The following is a 25,321-nucleotide window of genomic DNA, read 5'->3' on the forward strand; positions in this document are numbered from 1 at the left end:
GCGGTGACTTCTCATGAACCCGTTCCTGGTCGCAAAGGAAAAACCCGACGCCCTCGCCACGATCATCGCGGAAAGCGGCGTCACGATGACCTATGGCGAACTGGCCGACACGGCGGGGAAGATCGCTTCGGCCTTCCGCGCGCTGGGCCTTCAACCCGGCGATCATATCGCCCTCATGCTCCCCAACGGCATCTGGTATCATCCCATAGGCTGGGGCGCATGGCTCGCGGGCCTCTACTGGACGCCGATCAGCACTCGCCTTCAGCATGCGGAAGTGGCGCATATCCTCACCGACAGCGACGCCCGCCTTGTCGTCACGGCGCCGGAATATGAGCCGCTGATGGCGGAGTTGCAGGGCTGGGAAACGCCGGTCAGCCACTGGTTCACCACCGGCGAGGCGAATGATCGCTTCCTGTCCGTCACGGCGCTGATCGAAGGCCAGACGCCGCTTGAAACCAGTTCCGACACCCCAGCGGGCGCCGACATGCTCTATTCGTCAGGCACCACCGGGCGGCCCAAGGGCATCCTGCCCAAGCTCGGCCGCACGCGCGACGAAGCCGATCCGCTTTCGGTGCTGCTCGCCAAACTCTATAGCTTCACGCCCGACAGCGTCTATCTGTGCCCCGCGCCGCTCTACCACGGCTCCCCGCTCAAATATACGCTCGCCATCCACCGCATCGGCGGCACCAACGTCATCATGACCAAGTTCGATGCCGAACAGGCGCTGGCCGCCATCGACCGCTATCATGTGACGCACAGCCAATGGGTGCCGACCATGCTGAGCCGCATGGTCCGTCTGCCGGACGAGGTGAAGGCCCAATATGACCTTTCCAGTCACCGGGTCGCGGTTCACGCAGCAGCCCCTTGCCCCCCGGAATTGAAGCGCCAGCTCATCGACTGGTGGGGACCGATCGTCCACGAGTTCTACGCCGGATCGGAAGCGATCGGCTATACCGCGATCGACACCGAACAGTGGCTGGCGCATCCTGGGTCCGTGGGACGTCCGGTGCTGGGCGAAATCCATATCGTCGGCGATGATGGCGAGGAACTGGCCCAGGGCGAAATCGGCCAGATCTATTTCGGCAACGGACCGCAGATCGCCTACCACAACGACCCGGAAAAGACCGCCTCGGTCTATCATCGCGAAGGCTGGATCACCATGGGCGACATGGGCCGGCTCGATGAGGAAGGCTATCTCTATCTCTCCGACCGCAAGGATTTCATGATCATCACAGGCGGGGTGAACGTCTATCCCAAGGAGATCGAGGACCTGCTTTCAGTGCATCCGGCGATCGCGGATGTTGCCGTGTTCGGCGTTCCCAACGAGGAGTTCGGCGAGGAAGTGAAAGCGGTTGTCCAACCGACCGAGTGGCCGGAGAACGAAACCGCCTTTGTCGAGATGCTCACCGCGCATTGCCGCGCTCATCTATCGCCGATCAAGGTACCCCGTTCCTTCGACCTCGCCCGAGAACTGCCGCGCCAGGAGAACGGGAAACTCTACAAGAAGGCGCTACGCGCCGCGTATCTCGCAAAGGCGGGCGCATGACGAAGATCACAAAAGTCCTGATCGCCAATCGCGGCGAAATCGCCGTTCGCATCCTCCGCTCCGTCCACAAGGCCGGTCTTAAGGGCGTCGCCGTGCATCATGCCGTCGACGCGCAGACGCCGGCGGTGAAGCAGGCCGACACCGCAGTGGAAATCACCGGCGCAACGCCAGTGGCGGCCTATCTCGACGGCGCGCAGATTATCGCGGCGGCCAAGGAATCCGGCGCGGATGCGATCCATCCGGGCTACGGTTTCCTGTCGGAGAATGCAGGGTTCGCGAGGGCCTGCGAGGAAGCGGGCATCGCCTTCATCGGCCCCCGGCCCGAAACCATCGATTTGATGGGCGACAAGGTGCGCGCGCGCAATTTCGTGGAAAGCCGGGGCTTCCCGGTCGCGCCGTCCGCGATCGAGGACGATGACCCCGCGACCTTCGTGGAACGCGCTCGCGCGGTCGGCGCCCCGTTGCTCATCAAGCCCTCGGCCGGCGGCGGCGGCAAGGGCATGCGCATCGTGCGCGATCTTGCCCTTCTCGAAGAGGAGATCGAGCGCGGTCGCAACGAGGGACAACGCTATTTCGGCGATGGCCGGCTGTTCGCCGAACGCTATGTCGAGCGTCCCCGCCACATCGAGGTTCAGGTGTTGGGTGATACGCACGGCAATGTCGTGCATCTCTTCGAGCGCGAATGCTCGCTCCAGCGCCGTTTCCAGAAGGTGGTGGAAGAAGCCCCTTCCCCCACGCTGAGCGCCGATGAGCGGGAGCGCATCTGCGAGGTGGCCGCCGGTATCGCGCGGGCGGCGGGCTATGTCGGCGCGGGGACGGTCGAGTTCATCTACGGCAGGGGCGAGTTCTACTTCCTCGAAATGAACACCCGCATCCAGGTCGAGCATCCCGTCACCGAGGAGATTACCGGCACCGATCTCATCGCCGAACAGCTCCGCGTAGCCGCGGGCGAACCGCTGGGCTACGGCCAGGACGCACTTGCTATCAACGGCCATGCCATTGAGGTCCGCGTTTATGCGGAGGACGCCGCGCGCGACTTCGCACCCACGACCGGCCCTTTGCTGACGATGATTCCGCCCGGCGGCGCCGGCGTGCGGATCGATTCCGGCGTGGAACAGGGTGGCGCCGTGACGGCGGCCTTCGACCCGATGATCGCCAAGCTCATCGTCCATGCGGCGAACCGCGAAGCGGCGCTCGACAAGGCCGATGCCGCGCTCGCCGATTTCGTCATTCTGGGGTGCCGCACCAATATCGCCTATCTGCGACGCTTGCTCGCCGATCCCGATGTGCGCGCCGGCGCCATACATACGGGCCTGATCGGTGAGAAACCCGAACTGGCGGCCGACCCGGCTGTGGATGGCGCCACGGTCCGCGCCCTGCTGGCGGCGGCGGCGCTTTCGGCCCGCCCTGTCCTCGATGCCGCGAACGCGGTTCCCCCGCTTCACGCCGCCATCGGCGGATGGAGGAACTGATGCGGCATTGTATCGAACTGGATGGCCATGACCATCTGATCTGGCTGTCGAGAACGGCTGACGGCTACATCCTGCGCTTCGACGGCGGCGATGTCGCGATTTCCCTCGACAACGGCTTGCTGCGCGCAGGCGACAGCCAGGGCCCCGTCCACATCGCCGGGCAAGGTGACAGGCTTTTCATCCACTGGAACGGCGAGTCCCATGAGCTGCTCTTCAAGGATGCCGTCCTGCGCCATGCGGCCGGAGCGGCAAGTGGATCGGAAGATACGGTGCGCGCGCCCATGCCCGGCGCTGTCGTTGGCGTGTCGAGCGAAGCCGGGCAGACCGTCATGGAAGGCGACATATTGCTGGTGATCGAAAGCATGAAACTTGAAACGGCCATCCGCGCATCGCGCGACGGCGTTGTCGAAGCGGTCCACGTCACACTCTCGCAGTCGTTCGAGCGCGACGCGCCGCTCGTCACGCTCGCTCCGCTGGGAGAGGACGCATGATGCGCCGCATTCACAGCCGGATCGATCCCCGCGACGCCGCCTTTCTCGCCAATGTCGAGCATAATCGCGCGCTTGCGGCGGAACTGGAGAGGCGCCAGCACGCGGTCCGCACCATTCGTCCCGAACGCGACCTTCAGCGGCTCGAACGCCAAGGCAAGATGACGGTCCGCGCCAGGCTCGAGCAACTGCTCGACCCCGGCACGCCCTTTCTCGAACTGTCCACGCTGGCGGCAGGCGAAACACCCTATGCCGAGGATGCGCCGGGCGCCGGCCAGCTTGTCGGAATCGGCATCGTCTCAGGCAAGGAAGTGGTGATCCGCGCCGACGACAGCAGCGTCAAGGGCGGCGCCTGGTATCCCATGTCGGTCAAGAAGATCGTCCGCGCCCTCGACATCGCGATCGAGAACCGTCTACCGGTCGTGCATATGTGCGACAGCGCCGGCGGCTTCCTCCCGCTCCAGGCCCAATTCTTCGCCGATCGCTACGGCGCGGGGCGCATCTTCCGCAACCAGTCCACCCTCTCGAAGATGGGTGTGCCCCAGGTGGCGCTTGTCCTTGGCAACTGCACGGCGGGCGGGGCCTATATCCCCGCGCTCAGCGACTATTCCGTGATCGTGCGCGGCACGGGCGCGATCTTCCTCGGCGGTCCGCCGCTGGTGAAGGCGGCGACCGGGGAAGATGTCACCGTCGACGAGCTGGGCGGCGCGGACATGCACACGTCGGTTTCCGGGGTTGCCGACTATCCGGCCGACAACGAGCTGCACGGCATCGCGATCACGCGAGAGATCGTCGCGCAATGGCGCAGGCAACCCAAGGCTGGCGAGCCGGCGATCGATCCCGAACCGCCCGCCTATGACCCGGCGGAGCTTTACGGCATCCTGCCCGCCGATGGCCGCGTCCAGTTCGACATGCGCGAGGTGATCGCCCGCATCGTCGACGGCAGCCGCTTCCACGAATATCAGCCGGGCTACGGCACCACCCTCATCTGCGGCTATGCCCGCATCTGGGGCCAGCAGGTCGGCATCCTCGCCAACAACGGCGTGCTGTTCAGCGACAGTGCGCTGAAGGGTGCGCACTTCATCGAGCTGTGCGATCAGAACCGCACGCCGCTCCTGTTCCTGCAGAACATCACCGGCTTCATGGTCGGCCGCGAATATGAGCGGCGAGGGATCACCAAGGACGGCGCCAAGATGATCATGGCGGTGTCCGGCGCCTCGGTCCCGAAGATCTCGATCAATTGCGGCGCCTCCTTCGGGGCCGGAACCTACGGCATGAACGGCCGTGCCTTCGATCCGCGCTTCATGTTCTCCTGGCCGCGCTCGCAGGTGGCCGTGATGGGTGCCGAGCAGGCCGCTGGCGTGCTGACCACGGTCAAGATCAGGCAGATGGAACGAGAAGGCGGCGCGCTTACCGATGAGCAGATCGCGGCCATCCGCGAGCCCGTGATCGCGGAATATCAGCGTTCGTCCAGTGCCTGGTATGCCACCTCCGAACTGTGGGACGATGGCGTCATCGATCCGCTCGCCACCCGAGAAACCATTGCGATCGCGCTCAGCGCCGCGCTCAACACCCCCATCCCCGAACCGCGATACGGGGTCTTCAGGATGTAATGCCGACACATCGGATTATCGAGCGCAACGCTCGTCGCACGGAAGGAGCAGGACGATGCATTATTCATTTTGCGTGAAATGGCTGAAAGCCTTCAGGCACAGCCCGGAAGCGATCTGCAGCCTATATGGGCCAGGCGACGACTTCGTCTTCGAGGATGTGATGCTCGACCAGCACAACATCGACAACCAGGCGGACCTTCACCGGCTGTTCGTCCCCTACGCCAACAAGGATCGCACCAATGGCGTCGGCATCCACAATTTCAGGATGCGCTCCTATATCGGCGATGAGAATTTCGGGCTCCTGCGTTGGGAATGGGGACCCGAGGATGCGGCCATGTTCATCGGCCTCGACGTCAAGGACAAGCCCTTCACGACCCAGGGGCATACATTCCACATCTACAAGGACGGCTTCATCAAGCGGGAATCCTCCTGGTGGGATGCCGCTGCGGTCCTGCGCGCCGTAGGCCCCGTCAGCCCGACCAAGATCCTCACCGGCAAACCGCACGAAGGGCCTGCCCGTTCGGCGGATGTCAAACTGAGCGGGGCTCCCGCCGGAACGCTCGAATTCGCGCAGGACTGGTGCAATGCGCTCGGCGGCGACATCCATGTGCTGCGTGCGCTTTACGCCGACTTCTTTTCGTCGGACTGGTCGAAAATTGACGATCATGAAAACGACACGTTCACCGATACCGAAATGCTGGTCCGCAATCTGGGCGGCATCGCGGCCGGCGAGAATGGTCGCTATCGTTTCACGGCGACCGAATATCTCGGTAACGAACGCAGGGGCCTCATCCACTGGAACGTCCAGATCGAGGGCGCCGAAAGCTATCGTGGCATTGCGACGGGCGGGAAAACGATCAGCACGCTCGGTTCCACCTTCCTCGAGTTCGATAATAGCGGGAAGATCGTGCTGGAATCGACCTATTGGGAGGACAATCGCGCCTTCGCGGCACTCGGCCTTCCCATTGTCCGTCCACACTATTGGGAGGAAGGGTTCGACCCGGCAATCTTGGCTTCGTGACGTTGAAGGCAGGGGAAACGCTAATGCACATCCCGCATGACGTCTGCGCTCGTTGCAAAGCTTCCCGACAGCACTCCCCATGATCGCAGACAAATGAAAGCCTATCTGCTTCTTGCCCTGGCCATAGGCGCGGAAGTCATCGCGACTTCCGCGTTGAAGGCAAGCGATGGCTTCTCCCGCCCCGTGTGGGCGTTAGTGTCGATCCTGGGTTACATCGTCGCCTTCAGCGCGCTGGCGATGTCTTTGAAGACTATCCCGCTGGGTATCGCTTATGCGATCTGGAGCGGCGTCGGGATTGCCCTGCTCACCCTGATTGGCTGGATCGTATATCAGCAGCGCCTGAGTCTCACGGCTATGTTTGGGATCAGTCTCATCATAGCCGGCGTGCTGGTTCTTCAATTATCCATCAAGCGCACTTGAAGTCGAAGGCAGCATCGGAAGCGGTGACGGTCAGGGGACGTATCCGGCTCAGCCAGTTCGATGCGAGGGCTCTGCCGTGCGTCGTGGACAAAGAGCGGGGTTGCTCAAACTGGCGGACATTTATGAGCCAGCGGCCGCCCGCCTGAGTTGAATCTCACCAGCAGCGCTGAGGCCGGCAGTCTCGATGTGACGTTTCAATCCGACTGATTGGACGGCCGTCATGACAAATGCTCCAGCGCTGAGCCGCAAGCCTTCCACCTTCCGTTCATGCGGCACCCCGCATCATCCGAATGACGGTATGTGCCGCTGCAGGAAATCGATCACGATATCGTTGAAGACATCGTTTCGATCGCCGGCGACCATATGTCCGGCCTTCGGCACATCCCGAACCTCCGTCTGCGGCACGAGCCTGCACATGCTGACCACACCTTCATCGTCGACAATATCGCTCTGCCCTCCGCGGACCAGCAGCGTAGGCAGCGTGACATTGCCGCTGACCCGTTCCATATCGTCTGCGAAGGACGGCGGTTCCGAGTTGGGGAGGCTTTCGAGAAAGCGCGGATCCCAGTGCCAGTAAAGACGTCCGTCGTCGCGCAGACGGAGATTCTTCATCAAGCCGCTCGGGTCCGAAGGGCGCCTTCTCTGCGGATTATAGGCGGACACGGCGTTGGCCGCCTCATCGAGATCGCTGAACCCATGTGGGTGAGCCTTCATGAACCGCCGGATTTTCTCCGTACCTTCCGCTGCCGGCCGCGGAACGATGTCAACCATGACGAGCAAATCCGCGACAGATCGAGACGCCCTACCAATGGCATAGAAGCTCGTCATTCCACCCATGGAAGCGCCGACCAGCGCTACAGGCCGGGAAACTGTCGACAGGACCGCGCCCAGATCTGAAGCAAGCGCGGGAAGCGAATAGTCCCCATCGGGAGACCAGTCGCTGTCCCCATGTCCGCGAGCGTCGTAGTTCACGACGAAATAGCCTCGATCGGCAAGCTGGTTCGTCGCACCGGCCCAGCTGTGTCGCGTCTGGCCGCCGCCGTGCAGCAGAATGACAGTCGGCGCATCGGGCGGTCCGCCGACATCTCCGATCAGCGTCAAACCATCGGGTGTGAGGAAACGCCGCTGTTCCATCATATGTGCCATAGCCGTCCCGTTGTTGGCGATGCTGACATTGCCTAACGCAGCGAACCATCGAAAAGCCCGACAAGCTCTCGCCAGTGCCTTTCCGCGGCCGCTACATCGAACACGGGAAAGTCAGCCATGGTGAACCCGTGCAGCGCTCCGCTGTAAATCTCGCATCGATGGTCCACGCCAGCATCCGTCAGCGCCTTTTCCAAACGCTCGGCCATTTCGGGCGGGTACAAATCATCCTTGTCGGCGCCGGCGACATAGACCCGCGCACTGATCGAAGGCGCCAGCAGGTGCGGGCTGGTATCCGCGTCCGTTGCGAGATTGCCGCCGTGAAAGCTCGCCGCAGCGGCAATGTATTTCGGCCAGCTTCCGGCGATCGACAGCGCGATGCCGCCCCCCATGCAATAGCCGGTTACGCCATATCGAGGGCCGACAACATCAGGTCGTTCGTCAAGCAACGTGATGAACGCCTCCGCGTCCCGTGCCGCCCGATGGTTGTCGGTGGAAGCCAGCAAGTGACCGATGGCGCCCATGAGGTCACCACTCGCGAAAACCTCCGCGGGCACAAGCGGTCCATATGGACCTGCGCGATAATAGAAGTCGGGCAGCAAGACGGCGTAGCCGCTGTCGGCGAGCCGTTGCGCCATCGAGAACAGCGTTGGGCGGATGCCGAACCCGTCCATGCAGAAGATCACGCCCGGCCAGGGGCCCGCCCCGTCCGGCGTGAAAAAATAGGCGGGGCAGTTGCCCTCGCCGGTCTCGATTTGAAGCTGCTCCTGGCTCATGGCCAATCCTCCTTCAACATGAGCGTAGATAGGCGTTCATAGCCAAATATGTTGCAAAGGCAACCGTTGCCTATTGAATATATAGACACGTCGGTCTACAGGGACGTCCATGCCAACCCACCGATCCGTAGTCAGCGCGGCGACGCTTTTTGAATTCACCAACGCGTTGCAGCCAGTGCGGCGCATCTGGGTTCAGGCGGTCAACATGGCCTTGGCTGACTTCGGGCTTCCGGCATCGCTGACGTCGGCTCTGATCCTGGCTGCGCGCCGTGGAGAGGAAGGCATCAGGCAGAACGCGCTGGCCGAGGAAGTCGGGGTAAACCCGGGCGCCATGGTCCGCATCCTCGACCAGGCGGAAGCGGCCGATCTGCTCGAGCGCCGCGATTCTCCGGACGACCGCCGCGCCAAAATCATCCAGGCCTTGCCCAAGGGCCGCGAAATAGCCCGCAAGATGGAGAAGGCAGTCGACGAGCTGCGGGCCGGGATCCTCGGGGATTTGCCGTCTCAGGACATTGAGACGACGACCCGGACGCTCCGTCTGTTCGAGGCGCGCATCGGTCAATACCTGCAGCAGGAGCGTTCGGGCCGATGAAGGTCAGCGCCGACCAACTGATCTTTTCCGCCAAGCTGTTCGTTGCCGGCATGATCGCCTTCGCGCTTGCCGTGCGGATTGGCCTGCCCAACCCCTATTGGGCGCTTGTCACCTGCTGCGTGTGCATGAACCCGATGTCGGGCGCGATCCGGTCAAAGGCCGTCTATCGCTTCGCAGGAACATTCTGCGCAGGCATAGTCACTCTCGGGCTGGTGGCAATGTTTGCGAGCACGCCGCTGCTGCTCGTGGCGGCCGCAGGGATCGTCGCGACCATGGGCTTTGGCCTATCGTTTCTCGATCGCACGCCCCGCAGCTATGGTTTCCAGCTTTTCTCGATCACACTCATGCTGGTCGCTGTCGCCGGCGTGGACCATCCGGAGACGAGCTTCGACACGGTGGTGGCGCGGGTCAGCGAAATCGCGCTTGGGATTCTTTCGACCACGATCGTCGATGCCATCGTCATGCCGCGGTCGCTCGGCGGGACCCTGCGCGCGAGCATCCATCGCTGGCTGCCGGACATGGAGAATTGGGCCAGGGACATCTTCGACGGACATGAGGCGGATGCAAAGGGCGAACATGATCGGCTGAAGACGCTGGCCGACATCACCTCGCTCTCGCAGCTCATCAGTACGTTGCGCTACGATCCAACGATCAGCCGCTCGGAATTGCGCCATGCGCTTGCGATCCAGCAGCGTCTGCTCCGCATGATCCCTTTGCTCTCGGCGATCGGCAGCCGGATCGCCGGGCTCAGCGAGGCGGAGCGTGAAGCGCTCCGGCCCAGTCTGGCGGCTGCGAGCGCCTGCCTTGCAACTGGTGCCGAACCGCCGGCGGGACTTGCGGACGATGTGCGGGCGGTTCCGCTCGATGCCGGGCCCGGCAGGCGCTGGCAGCAACTCGTGCACGATTCGCTGGCTGGGATGCTCACTGAAGGGCTCACGCTCTGGAGCGAGGTGCGCCGGATCGAGGCGGTGCTCGACGGGAAAGCGGTGCTGACGCCGGCGCTCGCCGGACAGGTCAGGGAAACCCGCGCCTTCCCGCTGATCCCAGACTTCGATCACGCCAGCAGGTTGGCGGGGGGCATTCTCGTTTCCTATGCGCTGCTTTGCGGTCTCTGGTACATGACGGGCTGGCATCAGGGCGCGAATGCCGTGCTGCTCAGCACCGTCGCGCTGGCCTTCTTTGGAGGCGGCGACGAGCCAGGCAAGGCGATCGCGATGTTCGGCCGCTTCGCGGTGCTCGCGCTGACGCTTGCCGGGCTGCTCTGCTATGGCCTTCTGCCGCTCGCCAATGATTTTGCGGCATTTGCGCTCGTCATGGGTCTGTTCATGCTGCCGCTCGGAGCATGGGCGGCAGTCAATCCGATGGCGACCCTCGTGCTGGCCTACGGCCTCAGCAACATCAACCTCCAGGGCCATTATTCTCCGTTCGATTTCGGGGCCTTCCTCGAGACCGGCCTTGCCAGCCTTTTGGGTGTCTATGTCGCCTTTCTGGGCGCGGGGCTGTTCAGAAGCTGGGGCGTCCAGCATCAGCTTCAGCGTTTCCTGCGCAAGGAAGCGCGAGACATCGCCCGGCTCAGCCGCTCGGCAAACCAGAGAATACGGGACAGCTATGTCCAGAGGGCGCTCGATCGCATCGCCGTCATGACCGCCCGGCTTGCCGCGACGGGACAGATCGAACGCAGCGCGAGCCTGCTCTCCCGCCTTCGTGTCGGCGTGAACGTCGCCGACCTGCGTATGATCGGGAAAGCGCTTCCGCCCGCAGCCCGCGCGGCGACCGATAGCGTGCTCGACCAGTTCCGCGCCGAGTTCGATGCGCCGCAGCCGTCGTCGCGGCTGCTCACGATGATCGATGATGCCCTGGACCGGCTATGGTTCGAGCACAGGGTTCCAGGAGACCGGCCGGACCGCGTTATCCATGCCCTTGCGGGATTGCGTATCGCCCTGTTCGAACGCGCACCGGCGTGGGAGCCCTCCCGATGATCGGAGAGATCGATATTGCCGGCATCTTCCTCTCGCCGCTGCTCCTCTGCGTCGGCATCGGCTTTGCCGCCCGCCTGCTCGTCTCGCTATTGCTCGAAGCCGCGGGTTTCTATCGCCTCGTCTGGCAGCGACCGCTGTTCGATACTTCCCTCTTCCTCATCCTGACCGGCGCCGCGTTTCTCGCGTTGCGCCTGGTCACCTCATCCTGAAGCACACGCCATGACCATTGACCGCGATACGATCCTGCGCCTGCTCAAGCCGCTCCTTACCCTGCTCGTGCTGGGCGTCGCGGTGCTCGTCTTCTGGCAGCTCTATAATTACTATACTTACGCCCCCCAGACGCGAGATGGAAAGATCCGGGCCGATGTGGTTCCACTGGCCGCCGACGTATCCGGCCGGGTCGAACAGGTGCATGTCCGTGACAATCAGGTCGTGAGGCGCGGCGAGATATTGTTCACGATCGATCATGTCCGCTTGCGCAACGCCCTCCAGCAGACGGAAGCGGCGGTCGCCACCGCCCGCGCCACATTGAATGCGGCCGAGCGTGAGAACCGGCGCTATCAGGGCCTTGCCGACATCGTCTCGGGTCAGCAGCGCGACGACCGCCGCTCCGCCGCAGAGGAGGCCCGCGCCCGCTATGCGCAGGCGATCGCCGATCGCGATCTTGCCCGTATCAATCTCGAACGCGCTGAGGTGCGTGCGCCCGTCAACGGTATCGTCACCAACTTCTCGCTTCGTCCCGGTGCCTATGCCACCGCCGGCCAGCCAGTGATGGCGCTGGTCGATTCGGACAGTTACTATGTGGCGGGCTATTTCGAGGAAACCAAGCTTTCGCATATCCATCCGGGCGCGCGGGTGACCATCCGCGTTATGGGTGAGGACCGCCCCCTCTCCGGTCATGTCGAGGGTCGGTCAGCCGGCATTGACGATCGCGAGCGAACGACTGCCTCGGGCACACTGCTCGCCAACGTCAACCCGACCTTCAGCTGGGTCAGGCTTGCCCAGCGCGTCCCGGTGCGGATCGCCATCGACAAGGTTCCTCCCGGCATCGACCTGATCGCGGGACGAACGGTCACGGTGTCGCTTGATAGCGCGGGGGATGCACGCACGGTCGGTCTGGGCGCATGACAATGAAGCGTCTCGGCACGAGGGGATCATGGGCCTTCGCGGGCGCGCTGATGTTGGCGGGTTGCGCCACTGTCGGCCCGGACTATCACGCGCCGCCTCCGCCGGCAGGGATAGCAGAGAAACCGACCGCCTTCGCCGAGGGGAATTCGCCGGCCTTTGCCGCTGAGCCGTTGCCGGACCGTTGGTGGCGGCTCTATGCCATTCCCCAACTCGACGCGCTCGTCGAGGAAGCCATTCGAGCCAATACCGATCTGCGGATTGCCGCGGCCAATCTCGAACGCGCGCAGGCGATCGTCCAGGAGATACGGGCAAGCGCCCATGTCCAGACGTCGGTAAATGGTGGCGCCTCCGCGGGAGAGACCTCCAATCTCGGTCTCGGATCACCAGCGGGAACTCATGCAACATTCGATGCAGGCGTCGGGATCTCCTACGAACTGGACGTGGTGGGTCGGATCCGGCGCACCATCGAAGCGGCGGATGCCGATGCCCAGGCGCAGGCGGCTGCCTATGATCTTGCGCGTACCACAGTCGTTGCGGGCGTGGTCGGAGCCTATTCCGACGCTTGTGCCGCCGGTGCGCGGCTGGTCGTCGCACGCCGCTCGATGGAGTTGCAGCGGCAAAGTCTTGCGCTCACCGACCGTGGCGTGCGCGCAGGCCTCTACACCCCGCTTGATGCTATGCGCTCCCGTGCGCTCCTGGCGCAGCTGGAAGCGGCGTTGCCGCCGCTGGAAGCGGACCGCAAGGCGGCCCTCTACAGTCTCGCCGTGCTGCTCGGCAGGGCACCCGAAGACTATCCTCCCGGCCTCGCGAGCTGCCAGATAATCCCGACCATCGACCAGCCGCTGCCGATAGGCAACGGAATGGCACTAATCCGGCGGCGACCTGATATCCGCCAGGCCGAGCGCCAACTCGCGGCGGCGACCGCGCGCATGGGCGTGGCCACGGCCGAACTCTATCCGAGCGTCAGCTTCGGCGCATCGCTGGGCACGACGTCGCGCGGCGTCGGCAATCTGTTCGATAGTTCGGCGTTCAGGTTCAGCCTGGGACCGCTGATCTCCTGGACATTCCCTAACCGGGGGGTGGCACGGGCGCGAATCGTGGAGGCCGACGCCGCCTCTCGCGGGGCGCTGGCGGCATTTGACGGCAGCGTCCTGTCTGCTTTGCGCGAAGTGGAAACCGCGCTTAGCACCTATGCGCGCGACCTCGAGCAGAACGCAAAACTCAAGATTGCGCGCGATGAGAACCGCAAAGCCTTCGGCCTGCAGACGCGAATGACTCGCGGCGGCTTGGGAACGGGCCTCGACCTGCTCGATGCCGAAAGAAGCCTCGCTGCCGCCGAATCGGCGCTAGCAGCGTCAAGCGCTACGATTGCGAACGATAGAGTCCGGGTATTTTTAGCCTTGGGCGGGGGATGGGAACAATAGACAAAGAGACAAGCTATGCGGTTTCTTGGATTTTTGGTTCGCAGCGCGGTTCATCGTTTCCGATGATCGATCACCATAGAGCTGATTGCATCGGCTGCTTCGTGGTCAAGGCCGTGCATCCAGACTCAATGCCGTCGGCGTGAGAAGCGTCAGACTCGAGCGATCAGTATTGCGGTAGAAGCACGCAGTTTGCTCGGAGACAAACAGCGATCGCATTCTGTCATCAGCCCCTGGAATCACCGAGGATTGAACGGACCCTCCGCCGTGGCACATTTCGTGGCACATTTAGGGTAATGGAGGGCAATCCAGGGTAAGTCGGTTGTTGAAAAATAGAGGTTTATTTCCCCTCTGATCCCCTGTAGCGCCCTGAAAATCCGGTTCGAGTCCCGTAGGGGTCACCAGTAAACACACTGTAATTCATCATTTCCATAACCTGAGATCAAACGCCTGATCATAGGACTTTTCCTTAATTCAGTGACCTAAGCCGTTCTGGCAATCCTGCTCATAGCCTTCGCCAAATATTTTAGCCTGACCACAGATCAGCGAGAGAGGCGCGTTGGCTCTCCAGGCGATACGCACTGAAAGATGACCAGGCTATCGCGGCTTAGCCTTAGTCAATCGTTCCAGATCTCCTGTATAATTGACATTCGCTATAGTCAGCCCAATTCCCACCGGGCAGGCGCCGATGCTCTCGGCCCAGTGCCGGACAGAACGGTTACCCGTCCGCAGCAGATATTCCTCCAGTTCACCCGCCAGCACGCTCGGCCACAGCCCGATCACCGGGCAACCCGTCGCGTAAGCGGCCCGCTCCTTTGCACATAGTTCCACCAGCAGAGCGCGCGGCATGTCAGGCGTATCGCAGGGCATGGACAGGACATGGGCAAATCCCCGTTCCCGCGCAACTGCCATCGCCCCAGCCAGCCCGCCCAGCGGCCCCAGACCAGCCTGGGGCCTGTCCTCCACGCCGCCATAGACAGGATGCATTCGCCCGGAAATCATCACACTGTCCACAAAGTCCGCGAGATTGCCCATTGACCAGTCGAGCAGCGAACGCCCGCGATAGAGCGCTTCTGCCTTGTCCGTCCCAAACCGACTCGAAAGCCCACCTGCCAGCACGACGCCCAAAACTCCGCCCTTCATGTGGGGACCAGCATCGCGTCAGGCCGCGCAATCACGCGCAGATCCAGCCCCGCCTCGCGCGCGCGATGCAGGGCCAAGGCTGTGGGCGCGGAGATCGTCACCAGCAACGGACAATCGCTCAGCACCGCCTTTTCCACCAGTTCATAGGAACAGCGCGACGACAGCAACGCAAAGCCGCCATCCCAATCCGCCCCTGCCCTTCGCATTGCGCCGATCAGCTTATCGAAGGCGTTGTGCCGTCCGACATCCTCCCGCACCAGTCGGATCGTGCCATCCTGTCCAACCCATGCCGCAGCATGGACCGCGCCTGTCCGCGCATTGAGCGGCTGATGCACCTGCAACGCCTCCAAAGCACGAAAAATGGCTGCGTCATCAGCGCGGCTTCGCGCCATGACCAGCGGCAGTGGGCGCATCGCCTGCTCTATATTTTCGACCCCGCACAGACCACAGGAAGAATCTGTCGCACGATGACGCACCCGGTCCAGCAGATCATCGGTACGTTCGGGCGGCAATGTCGCGCGCGCGATGATGCCTTCTTCCGTCGCATGCACATCCACATCGAACGCCGGATCGCCCGCTCCCATCAACCGCTCCGACAGCGCGAAACCCACCAGCAGATCGGTAATATCGGTCGGCGTCGCCATCAGCACCGCATAGCCGACTCCGTTGAACTCCAGCGCGACCGGCACTTCTTCGGCCAAATCGCGCATAACGCAGCCTCTCTCGCCTTGAGGGGTCAGCCGCTGAAACATCTGATTGGCGACATCGCCCCGCCCCGGAGTCATGTGCGACGCGTAGCGATCGGGTTGACAACGGCCGCCGGAGACATCTCTGTGGCGAGCTTTACGATATACTGGCGCGGCGTCAGGCCCCGGAAGATTCGGATACGATCTTCGGTCATCGCGGTCGCCTGCGCCTCCCTCATCGCTGCAAGATGGCGCGGGCTATATATCCAGCGGTCGGCGGCGGATACCGCATTTTCGTCATCCATGTCCCGTTCCTATTCGGCGGCCTGCGAAGGCACGATCCGGCAACTGAAGCGGTTATGCTCGGCACAATTCTCCTGCCAGTACGACAGACCGTATGAAAAGCGCCATCTGCACCGCCACCGTCTTACATTCCGAGCGATTAGCCGCACAGTCCGAATAATCAATGGCCTGACATTGGCCTGCATGCCGAGATGGTGAAATGTAGCATAAGTCTGCCAGCAGGGCTGATTTAAGGATTATGAGAGAAGCAGGCGGCAATCTAATCGACAGAACCGCGACGACTTAACGAAGGCTTGGAAAGGGTTATAAGAGGATATGCGCGCCGACTTTCTCAAGCTCAAGGTTCAGATATTCTGTGGCGATGAAATTGCCATGGGTCCGGGGAAAGCCGACCTGTTGGAAGCCATTGACGCATTGGGTTCCATTTCTGCCGCGGGTCGATCCATGGGCATGAGCTACCGTCGGACATGGCTTCTGGTTGACGCGATGAACCGTTGCTGGCGCGAGCGACTGGTCGAGACGGTAGCAGGCGGCGGCAAGGAACGCGGGGCTCGGCTGACATCAACTGGTCGGCAGATACTGACCGATTACCGCGCGATGGAAAAAGCCGCTATTTCGGCCACAGCGGACGGGCATTTCAGCCATCTTGAAAATTTGCTGAGGGAAGCGCCCTTATCACCCTCCCATACTCAACCAGCCTCATAATTTACGCCCGCACGCACGATCAGGCATCGCGAGCCGCGGATCGGTCAGAAAGGTCCGATCGGTCAGGCTCTCCAGAAACGCACGCAAAGGCGCCATTTCATCTTGAGCCAATCCCATGACATGGCGCCGGATCGCATCTTCCAATGTCGGTGCTGATCCGTCATGCCACCATGGACCGGTGACGGCGACGTTTCGCAGGGAGGGCGTCCGAAATCGATCCCCATCCTCCGGCCTTCCTGTCTTCTCGACCAGGCCGCGATCCTTGCCCATATTCTTTTCCAGACGATGATAATCGTCATCGGTGAAGTCCCGCCCCGCATGGCAGGCAACACATCCCCGCGCGGCAAACAAAGCAACGCCCCTGCGCGCTTCGGTGGAGATCGCGCCAATCTCACCGCGCCCATGGCGATCAAATGGGCTGTTCAGAGCGATCATCGTCCTTTCAAAGGCGGCTATGGCATGGGATATGGTGTCAAGACTTATATGCCCCTTCACTTCGGGAAAAGCACGAGCAAACATGCGGCGATAACAAGCATCATTGCCCAAACGGCGGAACAATTCGGCCTCTTTCCCGCGCATGCCCAGTTCCACCGGATTGTCACCGAGCAACGGCACCAGCATCTGGGCCTCAAGCGTCGTCAGCGATGGATCGGCAGCGGTCAATCGCCTCCGCCAGGCGACATTGGCGAGCCCGGGGACATTCCGGCGCCCTGGATCGCCATGCACACCGGGCCGCATGGTATTGCCGTCCGCAAAGCCCCGCTTTTGCTCATGACATCCCGCGCAGGATAGCGTGCCGTTCACTGAAAGATCGGGATCGTAAAACAGACGGCGGCCAAGTTCGACCTTCGCCATGCTCATGGCACTGTCGGCTGGCACGATCGGTGGAGGAATGTCGGACGGCAATCCCCAGTTCCAAGCCCTTCCTCCTGCGGTCAATAGCAGCAAGGAAAGCGCCAGCAGCCAGCTTCTCACTGGAGCGGCGTCACCAGAACGGTCAACCGATCTTCGCCATTGGCGGAGATTTGCAGCGTATAACTCCCCGGCTGCAACTCATAGTCCACCATCTTGCGGATGCCGCTGCACTGCGGGCCATGTCCGTGGGCGACGGACGGCTGCGCCTTTCCGTCCTTGACCACATCCACCCACGCGCCCGAACCAAGCGCCACGCGCCAGACCGCAGCAGTCGGCACGACGAAACGCGCCAAACCACCAAAGCTGACCGATCCACCCGGCTTTTCGGGTCGCAGAACATAAGCGACTTCAGGTGTCGGCAACAGCGTAAGGGCAGCCGCCTGCCCAGCGCTCAAATTGGCTTTGGCCGTGCCCTTGCGGGTGGAAGCGGCCTGCAAAGCGATCGGATTGCGCCAGGAGAGGAATGGCTGAACCAGTTCCGCAGGCGCCGAACAGGCCACCGGTTCTTCCATCGCGGCAGAAGCGGGCCAAGGCATCAGCATGGCGCAAAGAGCCATCCCACACCGAAAAGAAAATGCATTTGCCAAGAAACTTCCCTCCCCGAAACAAAGCTATATATGACGAAATATAGTGAGTCGAAAGACCATAAAAGGGGGTTCCATGCGTATCATTCTTGCCGCCACGCTGTTGGCGGGTATTTCTCTCATCCCGATGGCACAGGCCCAGACGGACGGAACGCCATCCGTCGCGCAATCCGACCGCTTTTCATTGGGACAGATCATAGTAACCGCACCTCGACTGGACGGCGTGGGCATTGATGCCAACACATTGTCCGCGGGCGCGATCTATACCTTCAACCGCGGCGCGCTGGATGATGCAGTGAACCTGATGCCCGGCGTGGCGGCGGGCAATAGCGGCGGCACGCGCAATGAACGCCTCGTCTTCGTGCGCGGATTCGATCGGTTTCAGGTGCCGCTGTCGATCGACGGCATCCGCGTTTACCTGCCCGCCGACAACCGGCTGGACTATGGGCGCTTCCTGACAACCGATATTGCGGAAGTTCAGGTAGCTAAGGGCTATGCCTCCGTCCTAGACGGACCGGGAGCGATGGGCGGTGCGATCAACCTCGTCACGCGCAAGCCAACCAAAGAACTCGACATCGACGTGCGCGGCACGATCAATCTCGATAATGACGGCGATTATGCAGGCTATTCCACCTCCGCCATGATCGGAACGAAGCAGGATCGCTGGTATGCACAGACCAGCTATGCGCGCAGCTTCACAGACCACTGGGACTTGCCCAATGATTTCCGTGCGACCGTCCCAACGCTGGAGGACGGCGGCGAACGCGATTTTTCGCGCACGCGGGACTGGCGGGCGAATGCCAAGGTCGGTTTCACGCCAAACGAAACCGACGAATATGCGATCAGCTACACCCGGCAGGAAGGCGCGAAGGAAGCTCCCTTGCACGTCAGCGACACGGTATCGACGCCTCGCTTCTGGACATGGCCATCATGGGATATCGAAAGTGTCTATTTCCTGTCGACCACGGCGCTGGGTGACCGCGCTACGCTGAAGACACGCGCCTATTACAATAGCTTCGATTCGATATTGCGATCCTTCAACGACCGCAATCAGGATACGCAGAGCCGTCCCTATGCCTTTGACAGCCCCTATCGTGACCGCGCCTGGGGCGGTTCCGCTCAGCTCGACTTCCAGGCGTCGGATGCCGACACGCTACGGATCGCTTTCCATTACCGCCACGACAAGCATGTGGAAGCGCAGACCAGTTTCTCCATGACCGGCGTGCCCAGCACGGAGCCGGAACAGACGCAGACGGAAAATGTCTTTTCCGCCGCGCTGGAAAATGAGCTGAAGCTATCGCCCACCCTCTCCTTCACTCTGGGCGGAAGTTTCGACTGGCGCGATCTCAAGCGGGCGGAAGAATATGGTTCTCCGCTCGGCACGTCGGGCACGCCTGCCACACTTTACAACTATCCACGCCGGGATGCGGATACTTGGAACCTACAAGGCCGACTCGACTGGCAGGCCAGTGAAGTCCTCTCCCTGCACGCCAGCCTGTCGTCGCGGGCACGTTTCCCGACCATCTTCGAGCGGTTCAGCCAGCGCTTCAATCAGGCCATTCCCAACCCCGACCTGAAGGCGGAACGCGCCACTAATGCCGAAATCGGCGGCACATGGCTGAACGGCTCCGTCAAGCTGGAAGGCGCGCTATTCTATAGCTGGATCGACAATGCGATCATCCAGTCCGTGCCGATCCTGGCCTATCCCTGCACCGCATCGACCGCGCCGCCGACCGTTCCCACCCCGGGTTGTGACCAGCGCTACATGAGCCAGAGTCAAAATGTCGGCAAAGGTCATTATTATGGGGGGGAAATTTCCCTTTCGGCGACGCTGATGCCGGGGCTGGACGCTGGCTTCAATTATACGCTGACCAAGCGGCGCCTGCATTATGCCGGACAGGACGCCTTCGAGTTGACGGGCGTGCCGACACATAAGGGCTTCGCCTGGCTCGACTGGTCGCCGGTGGAGCAGTTGCATATCGTGCCCAGCGTCGATCTGGCGTCGAAACGCTGGACGCTGTTCACCGCCACGCCCTCCAGCGATCCCGTGCGCTATTACCGAACCGGGGCTTATGTAAACGCAAGCCTGCGGATCGACTATGCGCTGACGGATAATGTCGACATTGGCGTGGGCGGACGCAACCTGTTCGATGACTATTACACGCTGACCGATGGCTTCCCCGAACCGGGCCGCACGCTTTTTGCCAGCATCCGCGTGAAATATTGATCCGGGGGTTCAGGCGCGGGCGCACCGCTCGCGTCTGAACCCAATTCAGCTCCCGCTTCCCTGTATCAGCGCCATGCGGAGGCATTCGCAGACCAATTCATCCCGCTGATTCATCAGGCGATGGGCGAAGGTGACGATGCCAGCGCCAGGCCGGGATTTGCTCGGCTTGAGCGCTATCACTTCCGTTTCAGCGCGCAAAGTGTCGCCGATAAAAACGGGCTTGGGCATCACCAGCTTGTCATAACCCAGATTGGCTATCAACGTTCCCAGCGTCGTATCGCCCACCGACAAGCCGACCATCAGGGCGAAGGTGAAAGTGCCATTGACGAGAATCTGCCCGAATTCCGACGCCTTGGCCGCCTCTGCATCCAGATGCAGCGGCTGCGGATTATGCGTCATCGTGGAAAAGAGGAGATTGTCCGTTTCCGTTACCGTGCGGCGAATGTCGTGGACGACGCGATCCCCGATTTTCCATTGATCGAAGAACCGGCCCGCCATCACGCTTCCTCCTTGTCGATCCGCGCGAGCAATGCTCCCTCGCTCACCTGACTGCCTTCCGTCGCGTTAAACTCCGCCACGATACCGCCAAAAGGTGCGACAAGGCCGTGCTCCATCTTCATGGCTTCCAGCGTTAGCAGTCTTTGTCCCCTGGCCACCTTGTCTCCTCGCCCGACAGCGACGGAGATAATCCGCCCCGGCATGGGCGACAGCACCAGCCCATCGGATGCGCCGCCTGTTGCGACCCCGTTCATGCGCCATGGCGACAACCGCCAGGTCTGTCCTCCTTCCGCAATCAACACGACCTCGTCGCTCTCCTCCCTGTCTCCAGCCCTCTGCGGGTCGAAGGAGATGGCCACAGCTTCGCCATTCAACAGGAAAAGGGCGTCGCTCCGCACAGGCGCATTCAAACGGAACCCACCAAGTTCTCCACCAAAGGCCAGTGCCGCCGCTGCATCCGTCAAGGCCGCGCCGGAAGGTCGCTCGGGTGGCATTAACGCCTCGCCTTCACGCTCGACGAGGCCTGTATCGATGTCCGCTTCCACAAAGGCCGGATGCTCCAGCGCTTTCACCAGAAAACCAGCATTGGTACGCAGCGGCCAAATGACGCTGTCGCTGAGGCACGCCGCCAGCCGCCTGCGTGCGCTTTCCCGTTCAGGGCCATGCGCGATGACCTTGGCAATCATCGGATCGTAAAAGGAGGAAATTTCCGCCCCAAGCTCGACGCCCGTATCGATCCGGCAGTTTTCGCCCAGATCAAAAAAGTCCAGCGTTCCGATAGACGGCAGGAAGCCCTTCGCCGGGTCCTCCGCATAGAGCCGCGCTTCCATGGCCCAGCCGTTGATCGACAATTGCTCCTGCGTCTGGGGCAAAGGCTCGCCCGACGCCACGCGCAACTGCCATTCGACCAGATCCTGTCCCGTGATCGCCTCGGTGACAGGGTGTTCGACCTGAAGCCGTGTGTTCATCTCCATGAACCAGATGCGGTCGGCCCGCAGCCCTTCCGAACCGTCCGCGATGAACTCGATCGTTCCCGCGCCGACATAGTCCACCGCCCTGGCCGCCCGGACCGCCGCATCGCAGATCGCCTCCCGCGTGGCGTCATACATGCCCGGCGCGGGCGCTTCCTCGATCACCTTCTGGTGCCGCCGCTGGAGCGAGCAGTCCCGCTCGAACAGATGGACGACATTGCCGTGCCCGTCGCCGAAAACCTGCACCTCGATATGGCGCGGGTTCGTCACCCATTTTTCCAGCAGCACCTGATCGTTGCCGAAGGACGAAGCCGCTTCCCGCCGGCACGACAGCAGCGCCTCGGCGAAATCCCCAGGCCCATCGACCTTCCGCATCCCCTTGCCGCCGCCGCCCGCGACCGCCTTGATCAGCACGGGATAGCCGATGGCGTCCGCCTCCGCCGCCAGCCGCGTCCCGCTCTGGTCCTGCCCCAGATAGCCCGGCGTCACCGGCACGCCCGCCTCGCTCATCAGGGACTTGGCGGCGTCCTTCAATCCCATGGCCGTGATGCTCGCCGGATCGGGACCGACCCAGATCAGCCCGGCGTCGATCACCGCCTGCGCGAAGTCCGCATTTTCCGACAGGAAACCATAGCCCGGATGGATCGCCTCCGCCCCCGTCTCCCGCGCGGCGGCGATGATCCGGTCGCCCAGCAGATAGGATTCACGGACAGGCGACGGCCCGATATGCACGGCCGCGTCCGCTTCGCGCACATGCAACGCCCCGGCATCGGCGTCCGAATAAACCGCCACGGTGCGGATACCCAGGCGCCGCGCGGTGCGGACGATGCGGCAGGCGATCTCGCCCCGATTGGCGATAAGGAGGGAACGGATCATCGGCATCACATCCTGAACAGGCCGAATTGGGCATGGTCGGGGATCGGCGCGTTCAACGTCGCCGCAAAGGCCAGCCCCAGCACGTCGCGGGTCTGCGCCGGATCGATGACGCCATCGTCCCACAATCGCGCCGTGGCGTGATAGGGATTGCCTTCCTCCTCATATTTCCGCCGGATCGGCGCCTTGAAGGCTTCGGCTTCCTCCGCCGTCCATGCGGCGGCGTCGCGGTGCACCGCCGCCAGCACCGACGCGGCCTGTTCCCCGCCCATCACGGAAATGCGGCTGTTGGGCCAGGTGAAGAGGAAGCGCGGCCCATAAGCCCGTCCGCACATCCCGTAATTGCCCGCGCCGAAACTGCCGCCGATCAGTACCGTGATCTTGGGGACCTGCGCCGTCGCCACCGCCGTCACCAGCTTCGCGCCGTGCTTGGCGATCCCTTCCGCCTCATATTTCCCCCCGACCATGAAGCCGGAGATATTCTGGAGGAACAGCAGCGGAATACGCCGCTGGCAGGCCAGTTCGATGAAATGCGCGCCCTTCTGCGCGCTTTCGCTGAACAGCACGCCGTTATTGGCGAGGATCGCCGCCGGCATCCCCCAGATATGGGCAAAGCCGCAGACCAGCGTGGAGCCGTAGAGCGCCTTGAACTCGTGAAATTCGCTGCCGTCCACCAACCGCGCGATCACCTCGCGCACGTCATAGGGCGCGCGCACATCCTCCGGGATGATGCCGTAAAGATCTTCGGCCGCGAATTTCGGCGGCCGCGCCTCGCGAACATGGATGTCGGCTGCGCGATCCGGCTGGAGCGTCGAAACGATGTCCCGCACGATGCTGAGCGCATGATCGTCATTTTCCGCGACATGATCCACCACGCCGGACTTGCGGCCATGCAGATCGCCGCCGCCCAGATCCTCCGCGCTGATGACCTCGCCCGTCGCCGCCTGCACCAGCGGCGGGCCGGCCAGGAAGATCGTCCCCTGATTGCGGACGATCACCGTCTCGTCCGACATGGCCGGGACATAGGCGCCGCCCGCCGTGCAGCTCCCCATCACGCAGGCGATCTGCGGAATGCCCTGCGCCGACATGGTCGCCTGATGGAAGAAGATGCGGCCGAAATGCTCCTTGTCCGGGAACACGTCCGCCTGATTGGGCAGGTTCGCGCCGCCGCTGTCGACCAGATAGATGCAAGGCAGCCGGTTTTCCAGCGCGATCTCCTGCGCCCGCAAATGCTTCTTGACGGTCAGCGGATAATAGGTTCCGCCCTTCACCGTCGCATCGTTGCAGACGATCATCACCTGACGGCCCGACACCCGGCCGATGCCCGTAATCAGGCCCGCGCCCGGCACTTCGCCCTGATACAGATCATGGGCCGCAAGCTGCCCGATCTCCAGAAAGGGCGATCCCGCGTCCAGCAGCCGCTCCACCCGCTCGCGCGGCAGCAGCTTGCCCCGCGCCTCATGCTTCTCCCGCGCCCTGGCGGAGCCGCCCCGCGCTGCCTCGCCCACTTTAGTCCGCAATTCCTCCGCCAGGGCGCGATTGATGGCCGCATTGGCGCGAAAGGCGTCGCTGTCCGGGGACAGCTTCCCATCCAGAACCGGCGCGCTCATGCCCCGATCAATTCCCGGCCGATCAACATGCGGCGAATTTCATTCGTCCCCGCGCCGATGTCCAGCAATTTGGCGTCGCGCATATAGCGTTCGACCGGCCAGTCCTTCGTATAGCCCGCGCCGCCCAGCGCCTGCACCGCTTCCTGCGCGGTCTTCATCGCATTCTCGCTCGCCAGCAGGATCGCCCCCGCCGCGTCGAAGCGGGTCGTCCTGCCCGCGTCACAGGCTTTCGCGACCGCGTAGACATAGGCCCGCGCGCTATTGAGCGCCACATACATGTCGGCGACCTTCGCCTGCATCAACTGGAACGCGCCGATGGGCTGTCCGAACTGCCTGCGTTCCCGCACATAGGGCAGCACGACGTCCAGACAGGCTTGCATGATGCCGAGCTGTATCCCCGCCAGCACCGTGCGCTCGTAATCGAGGCCCGACATCAGCACGCCGACCCCGCCGTCGAGCGGCCCCATGACATTCTCTTCCGGCACCTCGCAATCGTCGAAGACCAGCTCGCCGGTCGGACTGCCGCGCATCCCCATCTTGTCGATCTTCTGACCGATGGAGAAGCCCTTGAAGCCCTTTTCGATGATGAAGGCCGTGATCCCGCGCGATCCTTCGCCCGTCTTTGCGTAGACGATCAGCGTGTCGGCCTCCGCCGCGTTGGTGATCCAGAATTTCGTGCCGTTGAGCACATAGCAGTCCCCCCGCTTTTCCGCGCGCAGCTTCATGGACACGACGTCCGATCCCGCTCCCGCCTCCGACATGGCGAGGCTGCCGACATGCTCGCCCGAAATCAGCCGGGGCAGATATGCCGCCTTCTGCGCCGCATTGCCCCAGCGGCGCAACTGATTGACGCAAAGATTGGAATGCGCCCCATAGGACAGCCCTATGGAGGCCGAGGCCCGCGCGACCTCCTCCTGCGCGACGACATGCTCCAGATAGCCAAGGCCCAAGCCGCCCCATTCCTCCTCGACGGTGATCCCGTGCAGGCCCAAAGCGCCCATTTCCGGCCAAAGTGCGCGTGGGAACCAGTCCTTGGCGTCTATCTCCGCTGCGAGGGGAGCGATCCGATCTGCCGCAAAGCGCGTGGCGCTCTCCCGGATCATGTCCGCGGTTTCACTGAGGCCGAAGTCGAAATCCGTCATCGCGTCTCTCCTTGCCGGCATCCTAGCGCCTTGGCCATTCCCCGAAAAATTGAAATTTCGGCAAC

The 25,321-nt window shown here is 62.7% G+C and carries 24 protein-coding genes; 13 read left to right on the top strand and 11 right to left on the bottom strand.

Going from position 1 to position 25,321, the window contains the following annotated elements:
- The first annotated feature begins 13 nt into the window (after nucleotides 1-13).
- The 6 genes from ATN00_RS15595 (at nucleotide 14) to ATN00_RS15620 (ending at nucleotide 6,560) form a co-directional block, all read left to right on the top strand.
- On the top strand, nucleotides 14-1,546 hold the full coding sequence (locus tag ATN00_RS15595) for an AMP-binding protein (protein WP_021244042.1): 1,533 nt from the start codon (nucleotides 14-16) through the stop codon (nucleotides 1,544-1,546).
- Nucleotides 1,543-3,018, top strand: a complete 1,476-nt coding sequence (locus ATN00_RS15600) for an acetyl-CoA carboxylase biotin carboxylase subunit (RefSeq protein ID WP_021244041.1) — start codon at nucleotides 1,543-1,545, stop codon at nucleotides 3,016-3,018. The genes ATN00_RS15595 and ATN00_RS15600 overlap by 4 nt, the downstream gene beginning before the upstream one ends.
- The gene (locus tag ATN00_RS15605; RefSeq protein ID WP_021244040.1) at nucleotides 3,018-3,509 is read left to right on the top strand and encodes an acyl-CoA carboxylase biotin carboxyl carrier protein subunit; all 492 of its coding nucleotides are present in this window, start codon (nucleotides 3,018-3,020) and stop codon (nucleotides 3,507-3,509) included. Before ATN00_RS15600 ends, ATN00_RS15605 begins: the two co-directional genes overlap by 1 nt.
- A complete protein-coding gene (locus ATN00_RS15610) occupies nucleotides 3,509-5,119 on the top strand; it encodes an acyl-CoA carboxylase subunit beta (RefSeq protein WP_021244039.1) in 1,611 nt (536 codons plus the stop codon). The genes ATN00_RS15605 and ATN00_RS15610 overlap by 1 nt, the downstream gene beginning before the upstream one ends.
- A 55-nt stretch (nucleotides 5,120-5,174) precedes the next feature.
- Nucleotides 5,175-6,140 (top strand): nuclear transport factor 2 family protein, encoded by a 966-nt coding sequence (locus ATN00_RS15615; RefSeq protein ID WP_021244038.1) that lies wholly within the window; start codon nucleotides 5,175-5,177, stop codon nucleotides 6,138-6,140.
- Nucleotides 6,141-6,233: 93 nt separating this feature from the next.
- Complete coding sequence (locus ATN00_RS15620) at nucleotides 6,234-6,560, top strand: DMT family transporter (protein WP_021244037.1); 327 nt, start codon at nucleotides 6,234-6,236, stop codon at nucleotides 6,558-6,560.
- Nucleotides 6,561-6,842: 282 nt separating this feature from the next.
- On the opposite strand, the gene ATN00_RS15625 is transcribed toward ATN00_RS15620, so the two are convergent.
- Both ATN00_RS15625 and ATN00_RS15630 read right to left on the bottom strand, forming a co-directional pair.
- Nucleotides 6,843-7,706 (bottom strand): alpha/beta fold hydrolase, encoded by an 864-nt coding sequence (locus ATN00_RS15625; protein ID WP_021244036.1) that lies wholly within the window; start codon nucleotides 7,704-7,706, stop codon nucleotides 6,843-6,845.
- 32 nt (nucleotides 7,707-7,738) lie between these two features.
- A complete protein-coding gene (locus ATN00_RS15630; RefSeq protein ID WP_021244035.1) occupies nucleotides 7,739-8,479 on the bottom strand; it encodes a dienelactone hydrolase family protein in 741 nt (246 codons plus the stop codon).
- Nucleotides 8,480-8,588: 109 nt separating this feature from the next.
- Here ATN00_RS15630 and ATN00_RS15635 point away from each other — a divergent pair, with 109 nt between their 5' ends.
- From ATN00_RS15635 to ATN00_RS15655, 5 genes are read left to right on the top strand one after another with little or no spacing between them, the layout of a single operon-like run.
- Entirely contained in the window at nucleotides 8,589-9,071 is a 483-nt protein-coding gene (locus ATN00_RS15635) for a MarR family winged helix-turn-helix transcriptional regulator (RefSeq protein WP_021244034.1), read from the top strand.
- On the top strand, nucleotides 9,068-11,050 hold the full coding sequence (locus ATN00_RS15640; protein WP_021244033.1) for an FUSC family protein: 1,983 nt from the start codon (nucleotides 9,068-9,070) through the stop codon (nucleotides 11,048-11,050). Before ATN00_RS15635 ends, ATN00_RS15640 begins: the two co-directional genes overlap by 4 nt.
- A complete protein-coding gene (locus ATN00_RS15645; RefSeq protein ID WP_021244032.1) occupies nucleotides 11,047-11,259 on the top strand; it encodes a DUF1656 domain-containing protein in 213 nt (70 codons plus the stop codon). The genes ATN00_RS15640 and ATN00_RS15645 overlap by 4 nt, the downstream gene beginning before the upstream one ends.
- A 10-nt stretch (nucleotides 11,260-11,269) precedes the next feature.
- Entirely contained in the window at nucleotides 11,270-12,178 is a 909-nt protein-coding gene (locus ATN00_RS15650; RefSeq protein WP_062066109.1) for an efflux RND transporter periplasmic adaptor subunit, read from the top strand.
- A 2-nt stretch (nucleotides 12,179-12,180) separates the two neighbouring features.
- A complete protein-coding gene (locus ATN00_RS15655; protein ID WP_021244030.1) occupies nucleotides 12,181-13,602 on the top strand; it encodes an efflux transporter outer membrane subunit in 1,422 nt (473 codons plus the stop codon).
- A 594-nt stretch (nucleotides 13,603-14,196) separates the two neighbouring features.
- Here the strand turns inward: ATN00_RS15655 and mobA are convergent.
- Genes mobA through ATN00_RS15670 form a run of 3 tightly spaced genes read right to left on the bottom strand, consistent with a single transcriptional unit; the run spans nucleotide 14,197 to nucleotide 15,733 of the window.
- Nucleotides 14,197-14,742, bottom strand: a complete 546-nt coding sequence (gene mobA, locus ATN00_RS15660; RefSeq protein WP_062066111.1) for a molybdenum cofactor guanylyltransferase — start codon at nucleotides 14,740-14,742, stop codon at nucleotides 14,197-14,199.
- Nucleotides 14,739-15,494: a formate dehydrogenase accessory sulfurtransferase FdhD gene (gene fdhD / locus ATN00_RS15665; RefSeq protein ID WP_156415362.1), complete on the bottom strand. Its 756-nt coding sequence runs from the start codon at nucleotides 15,492-15,494 to the stop codon at nucleotides 14,739-14,741. The genes mobA and fdhD overlap by 4 nt, the downstream gene beginning before the upstream one ends.
- A 29-nt stretch (nucleotides 15,495-15,523) precedes the next feature.
- Complete coding sequence (locus tag ATN00_RS15670) at nucleotides 15,524-15,733, bottom strand: hypothetical protein (protein WP_062066115.1); 210 nt, start codon at nucleotides 15,731-15,733, stop codon at nucleotides 15,524-15,526.
- A 313-nt stretch (nucleotides 15,734-16,046) separates the two neighbouring features.
- Here ATN00_RS15670 and ATN00_RS15675 point away from each other — a divergent pair, with 313 nt between their 5' ends.
- The gene (locus ATN00_RS15675) at nucleotides 16,047-16,436 is read left to right on the top strand and encodes a winged helix-turn-helix domain-containing protein (RefSeq protein WP_062066117.1); all 390 of its coding nucleotides are present in this window, start codon (nucleotides 16,047-16,049) and stop codon (nucleotides 16,434-16,436) included.
- On the opposite strand, the gene ATN00_RS15680 is transcribed toward ATN00_RS15675, so the two are convergent.
- Together ATN00_RS15680 and ATN00_RS15685 are read right to left on the bottom strand one after the other, a co-directional pair.
- Complete coding sequence (locus ATN00_RS15680) at nucleotides 16,431-17,297, bottom strand: cytochrome-c peroxidase (protein ID WP_231746301.1); 867 nt, start codon at nucleotides 17,295-17,297, stop codon at nucleotides 16,431-16,433. The two genes, ATN00_RS15675 and ATN00_RS15680, sit on opposite strands and share 6 nt — an antisense overlap.
- Before the next feature lie 110 nt (nucleotides 17,298-17,407).
- The gene (locus tag ATN00_RS15685; RefSeq protein WP_231746302.1) at nucleotides 17,408-17,893 is read right to left on the bottom strand and encodes a hypothetical protein; all 486 of its coding nucleotides are present in this window, start codon (nucleotides 17,891-17,893) and stop codon (nucleotides 17,408-17,410) included.
- 118 nt (nucleotides 17,894-18,011) lie between these two features.
- Here ATN00_RS15685 and ATN00_RS15690 point away from each other — a divergent pair, with 118 nt between their 5' ends.
- Nucleotides 18,012-20,162 carry a TonB-dependent receptor plug domain-containing protein gene (locus ATN00_RS15690; RefSeq protein WP_156415291.1) on the top strand — a complete coding sequence of 717 codons (2,151 nt, stop codon included), beginning with the start codon at nucleotides 18,012-18,014 and terminating at the stop codon, nucleotides 20,160-20,162.
- Nucleotides 20,163-20,207: 45 nt separating this feature from the next.
- Here ATN00_RS15690 and ATN00_RS15695 read toward each other — a convergent pair whose 3' ends face one another.
- Genes ATN00_RS15695 through ATN00_RS15710 form a run of 4 tightly spaced genes read right to left on the bottom strand, consistent with a single transcriptional unit; the run spans nucleotide 20,208 to nucleotide 25,256 of the window.
- Complete coding sequence (locus ATN00_RS15695) at nucleotides 20,208-20,660, bottom strand: MaoC family dehydratase (protein WP_062066123.1); 453 nt, start codon at nucleotides 20,658-20,660, stop codon at nucleotides 20,208-20,210.
- The gene (locus ATN00_RS15700; RefSeq protein WP_062068865.1) at nucleotides 20,660-22,507 is read right to left on the bottom strand and encodes an acetyl/propionyl/methylcrotonyl-CoA carboxylase subunit alpha; all 1,848 of its coding nucleotides are present in this window, start codon (nucleotides 22,505-22,507) and stop codon (nucleotides 20,660-20,662) included. Before ATN00_RS15700 ends, ATN00_RS15695 begins: the two co-directional genes overlap by 1 nt.
- A 5-nt stretch (nucleotides 22,508-22,512) precedes the next feature.
- Complete coding sequence (locus ATN00_RS15705) at nucleotides 22,513-24,114, bottom strand: carboxyl transferase domain-containing protein (protein ID WP_062066125.1); 1,602 nt, start codon at nucleotides 24,112-24,114, stop codon at nucleotides 22,513-22,515.
- Nucleotides 24,111-25,256 (bottom strand): isovaleryl-CoA dehydrogenase, encoded by a 1,146-nt coding sequence (locus ATN00_RS15710; RefSeq protein WP_062066127.1) that lies wholly within the window; start codon nucleotides 25,254-25,256, stop codon nucleotides 24,111-24,113. The genes ATN00_RS15705 and ATN00_RS15710 overlap by 4 nt, the downstream gene beginning before the upstream one ends.
- Nucleotides 25,257-25,321 lie beyond the last annotated feature (65 nt).

Source organism: Sphingobium baderi (assembly GCF_001456115.1).
Taxonomy (GTDB): Bacteria; Pseudomonadota; Alphaproteobacteria; order Sphingomonadales; family Sphingomonadaceae; genus Sphingobium; species Sphingobium baderi_A.

Excerpts from the sequence above, each read along its gene's own strand:
- ATN00_RS15605 (WP_021244040.1), top strand. The coding sequence starts at position 3,018 with ATGCGGCATTGTATCGAACTGGATGGCCATGACCATCTGATCTGGCTG.
- ATN00_RS15695 (WP_062066123.1), bottom strand. The coding sequence starts at position 20,660 with ATGGCGGGCCGGTTCTTCGATCAATGGAAAATCGGGGATCGCGTCGTC.
- ATN00_RS15625 (WP_021244036.1), bottom strand. The coding sequence starts at position 7,706 with ATGGCACATATGATGGAACAGCGGCGTTTCCTCACACCCGATGGTTTG.
- ATN00_RS15650 (WP_062066109.1), top strand. The coding sequence starts at position 11,270 with ATGACCATTGACCGCGATACGATCCTGCGCCTGCTCAAGCCGCTCCTT.
- ATN00_RS15675 (WP_062066117.1), top strand. The coding sequence starts at position 16,047 with ATGCGCGCCGACTTTCTCAAGCTCAAGGTTCAGATATTCTGTGGCGAT.
- ATN00_RS15620 (WP_021244037.1), top strand. The coding sequence starts at position 6,234 with ATGAAAGCCTATCTGCTTCTTGCCCTGGCCATAGGCGCGGAAGTCATC.
- ATN00_RS15670 (WP_062066115.1), bottom strand. The coding sequence starts at position 15,733 with ATGGATGACGAAAATGCGGTATCCGCCGCCGACCGCTGGATATATAGC.
- ATN00_RS15700 (WP_062068865.1), bottom strand. The coding sequence starts at position 22,507 with ATGATCCGTTCCCTCCTTATCGCCAATCGGGGCGAGATCGCCTGCCGC.
- ATN00_RS15595 (WP_021244042.1), top strand. The coding sequence starts at position 14 with ATGAACCCGTTCCTGGTCGCAAAGGAAAAACCCGACGCCCTCGCCACG.
- ATN00_RS15710 (WP_062066127.1), bottom strand. The coding sequence starts at position 25,256 with ATGACGGATTTCGACTTCGGCCTCAGTGAAACCGCGGACATGATCCGG.
- ATN00_RS15680 (WP_231746301.1), bottom strand. The coding sequence starts at position 17,297 with ATGAGCATGGCGAAGGTCGAACTTGGCCGCCGTCTGTTTTACGATCCC.
- ATN00_RS15635 (WP_021244034.1), top strand. The coding sequence starts at position 8,589 with ATGCCAACCCACCGATCCGTAGTCAGCGCGGCGACGCTTTTTGAATTC.
- ATN00_RS15690 (WP_156415291.1), top strand. The coding sequence starts at position 18,012 with ATGCGTATCATTCTTGCCGCCACGCTGTTGGCGGGTATTTCTCTCATC.
- ATN00_RS15600 (WP_021244041.1), top strand. The coding sequence starts at position 1,543 with ATGACGAAGATCACAAAAGTCCTGATCGCCAATCGCGGCGAAATCGCC.
- ATN00_RS15630 (WP_021244035.1), bottom strand. The coding sequence starts at position 8,479 with ATGAGCCAGGAGCAGCTTCAAATCGAGACCGGCGAGGGCAACTGCCCC.
- ATN00_RS15655 (WP_021244030.1), top strand. The coding sequence starts at position 12,181 with ATGAAGCGTCTCGGCACGAGGGGATCATGGGCCTTCGCGGGCGCGCTG.
- fdhD (WP_156415362.1), bottom strand. The coding sequence starts at position 15,494 with ATGTTTCAGCGGCTGACCCCTCAAGGCGAGAGAGGCTGCGTTATGCGC.
- ATN00_RS15705 (WP_062066125.1), bottom strand. The coding sequence starts at position 24,114 with ATGAGCGCGCCGGTTCTGGATGGGAAGCTGTCCCCGGACAGCGACGCC.
- mobA (WP_062066111.1), bottom strand. The coding sequence starts at position 14,742 with ATGAAGGGCGGAGTTTTGGGCGTCGTGCTGGCAGGTGGGCTTTCGAGT.
- ATN00_RS15615 (WP_021244038.1), top strand. The coding sequence starts at position 5,175 with ATGCATTATTCATTTTGCGTGAAATGGCTGAAAGCCTTCAGGCACAGC.
- ATN00_RS15640 (WP_021244033.1), top strand. The coding sequence starts at position 9,068 with ATGAAGGTCAGCGCCGACCAACTGATCTTTTCCGCCAAGCTGTTCGTT.
- ATN00_RS15610 (WP_021244039.1), top strand. The coding sequence starts at position 3,509 with ATGCGCCGCATTCACAGCCGGATCGATCCCCGCGACGCCGCCTTTCTC.
- ATN00_RS15685 (WP_231746302.1), bottom strand. The coding sequence starts at position 17,893 with ATGCTGATGCCTTGGCCCGCTTCTGCCGCGATGGAAGAACCGGTGGCC.
- ATN00_RS15645 (WP_021244032.1), top strand. The coding sequence starts at position 11,047 with ATGATCGGAGAGATCGATATTGCCGGCATCTTCCTCTCGCCGCTGCTC.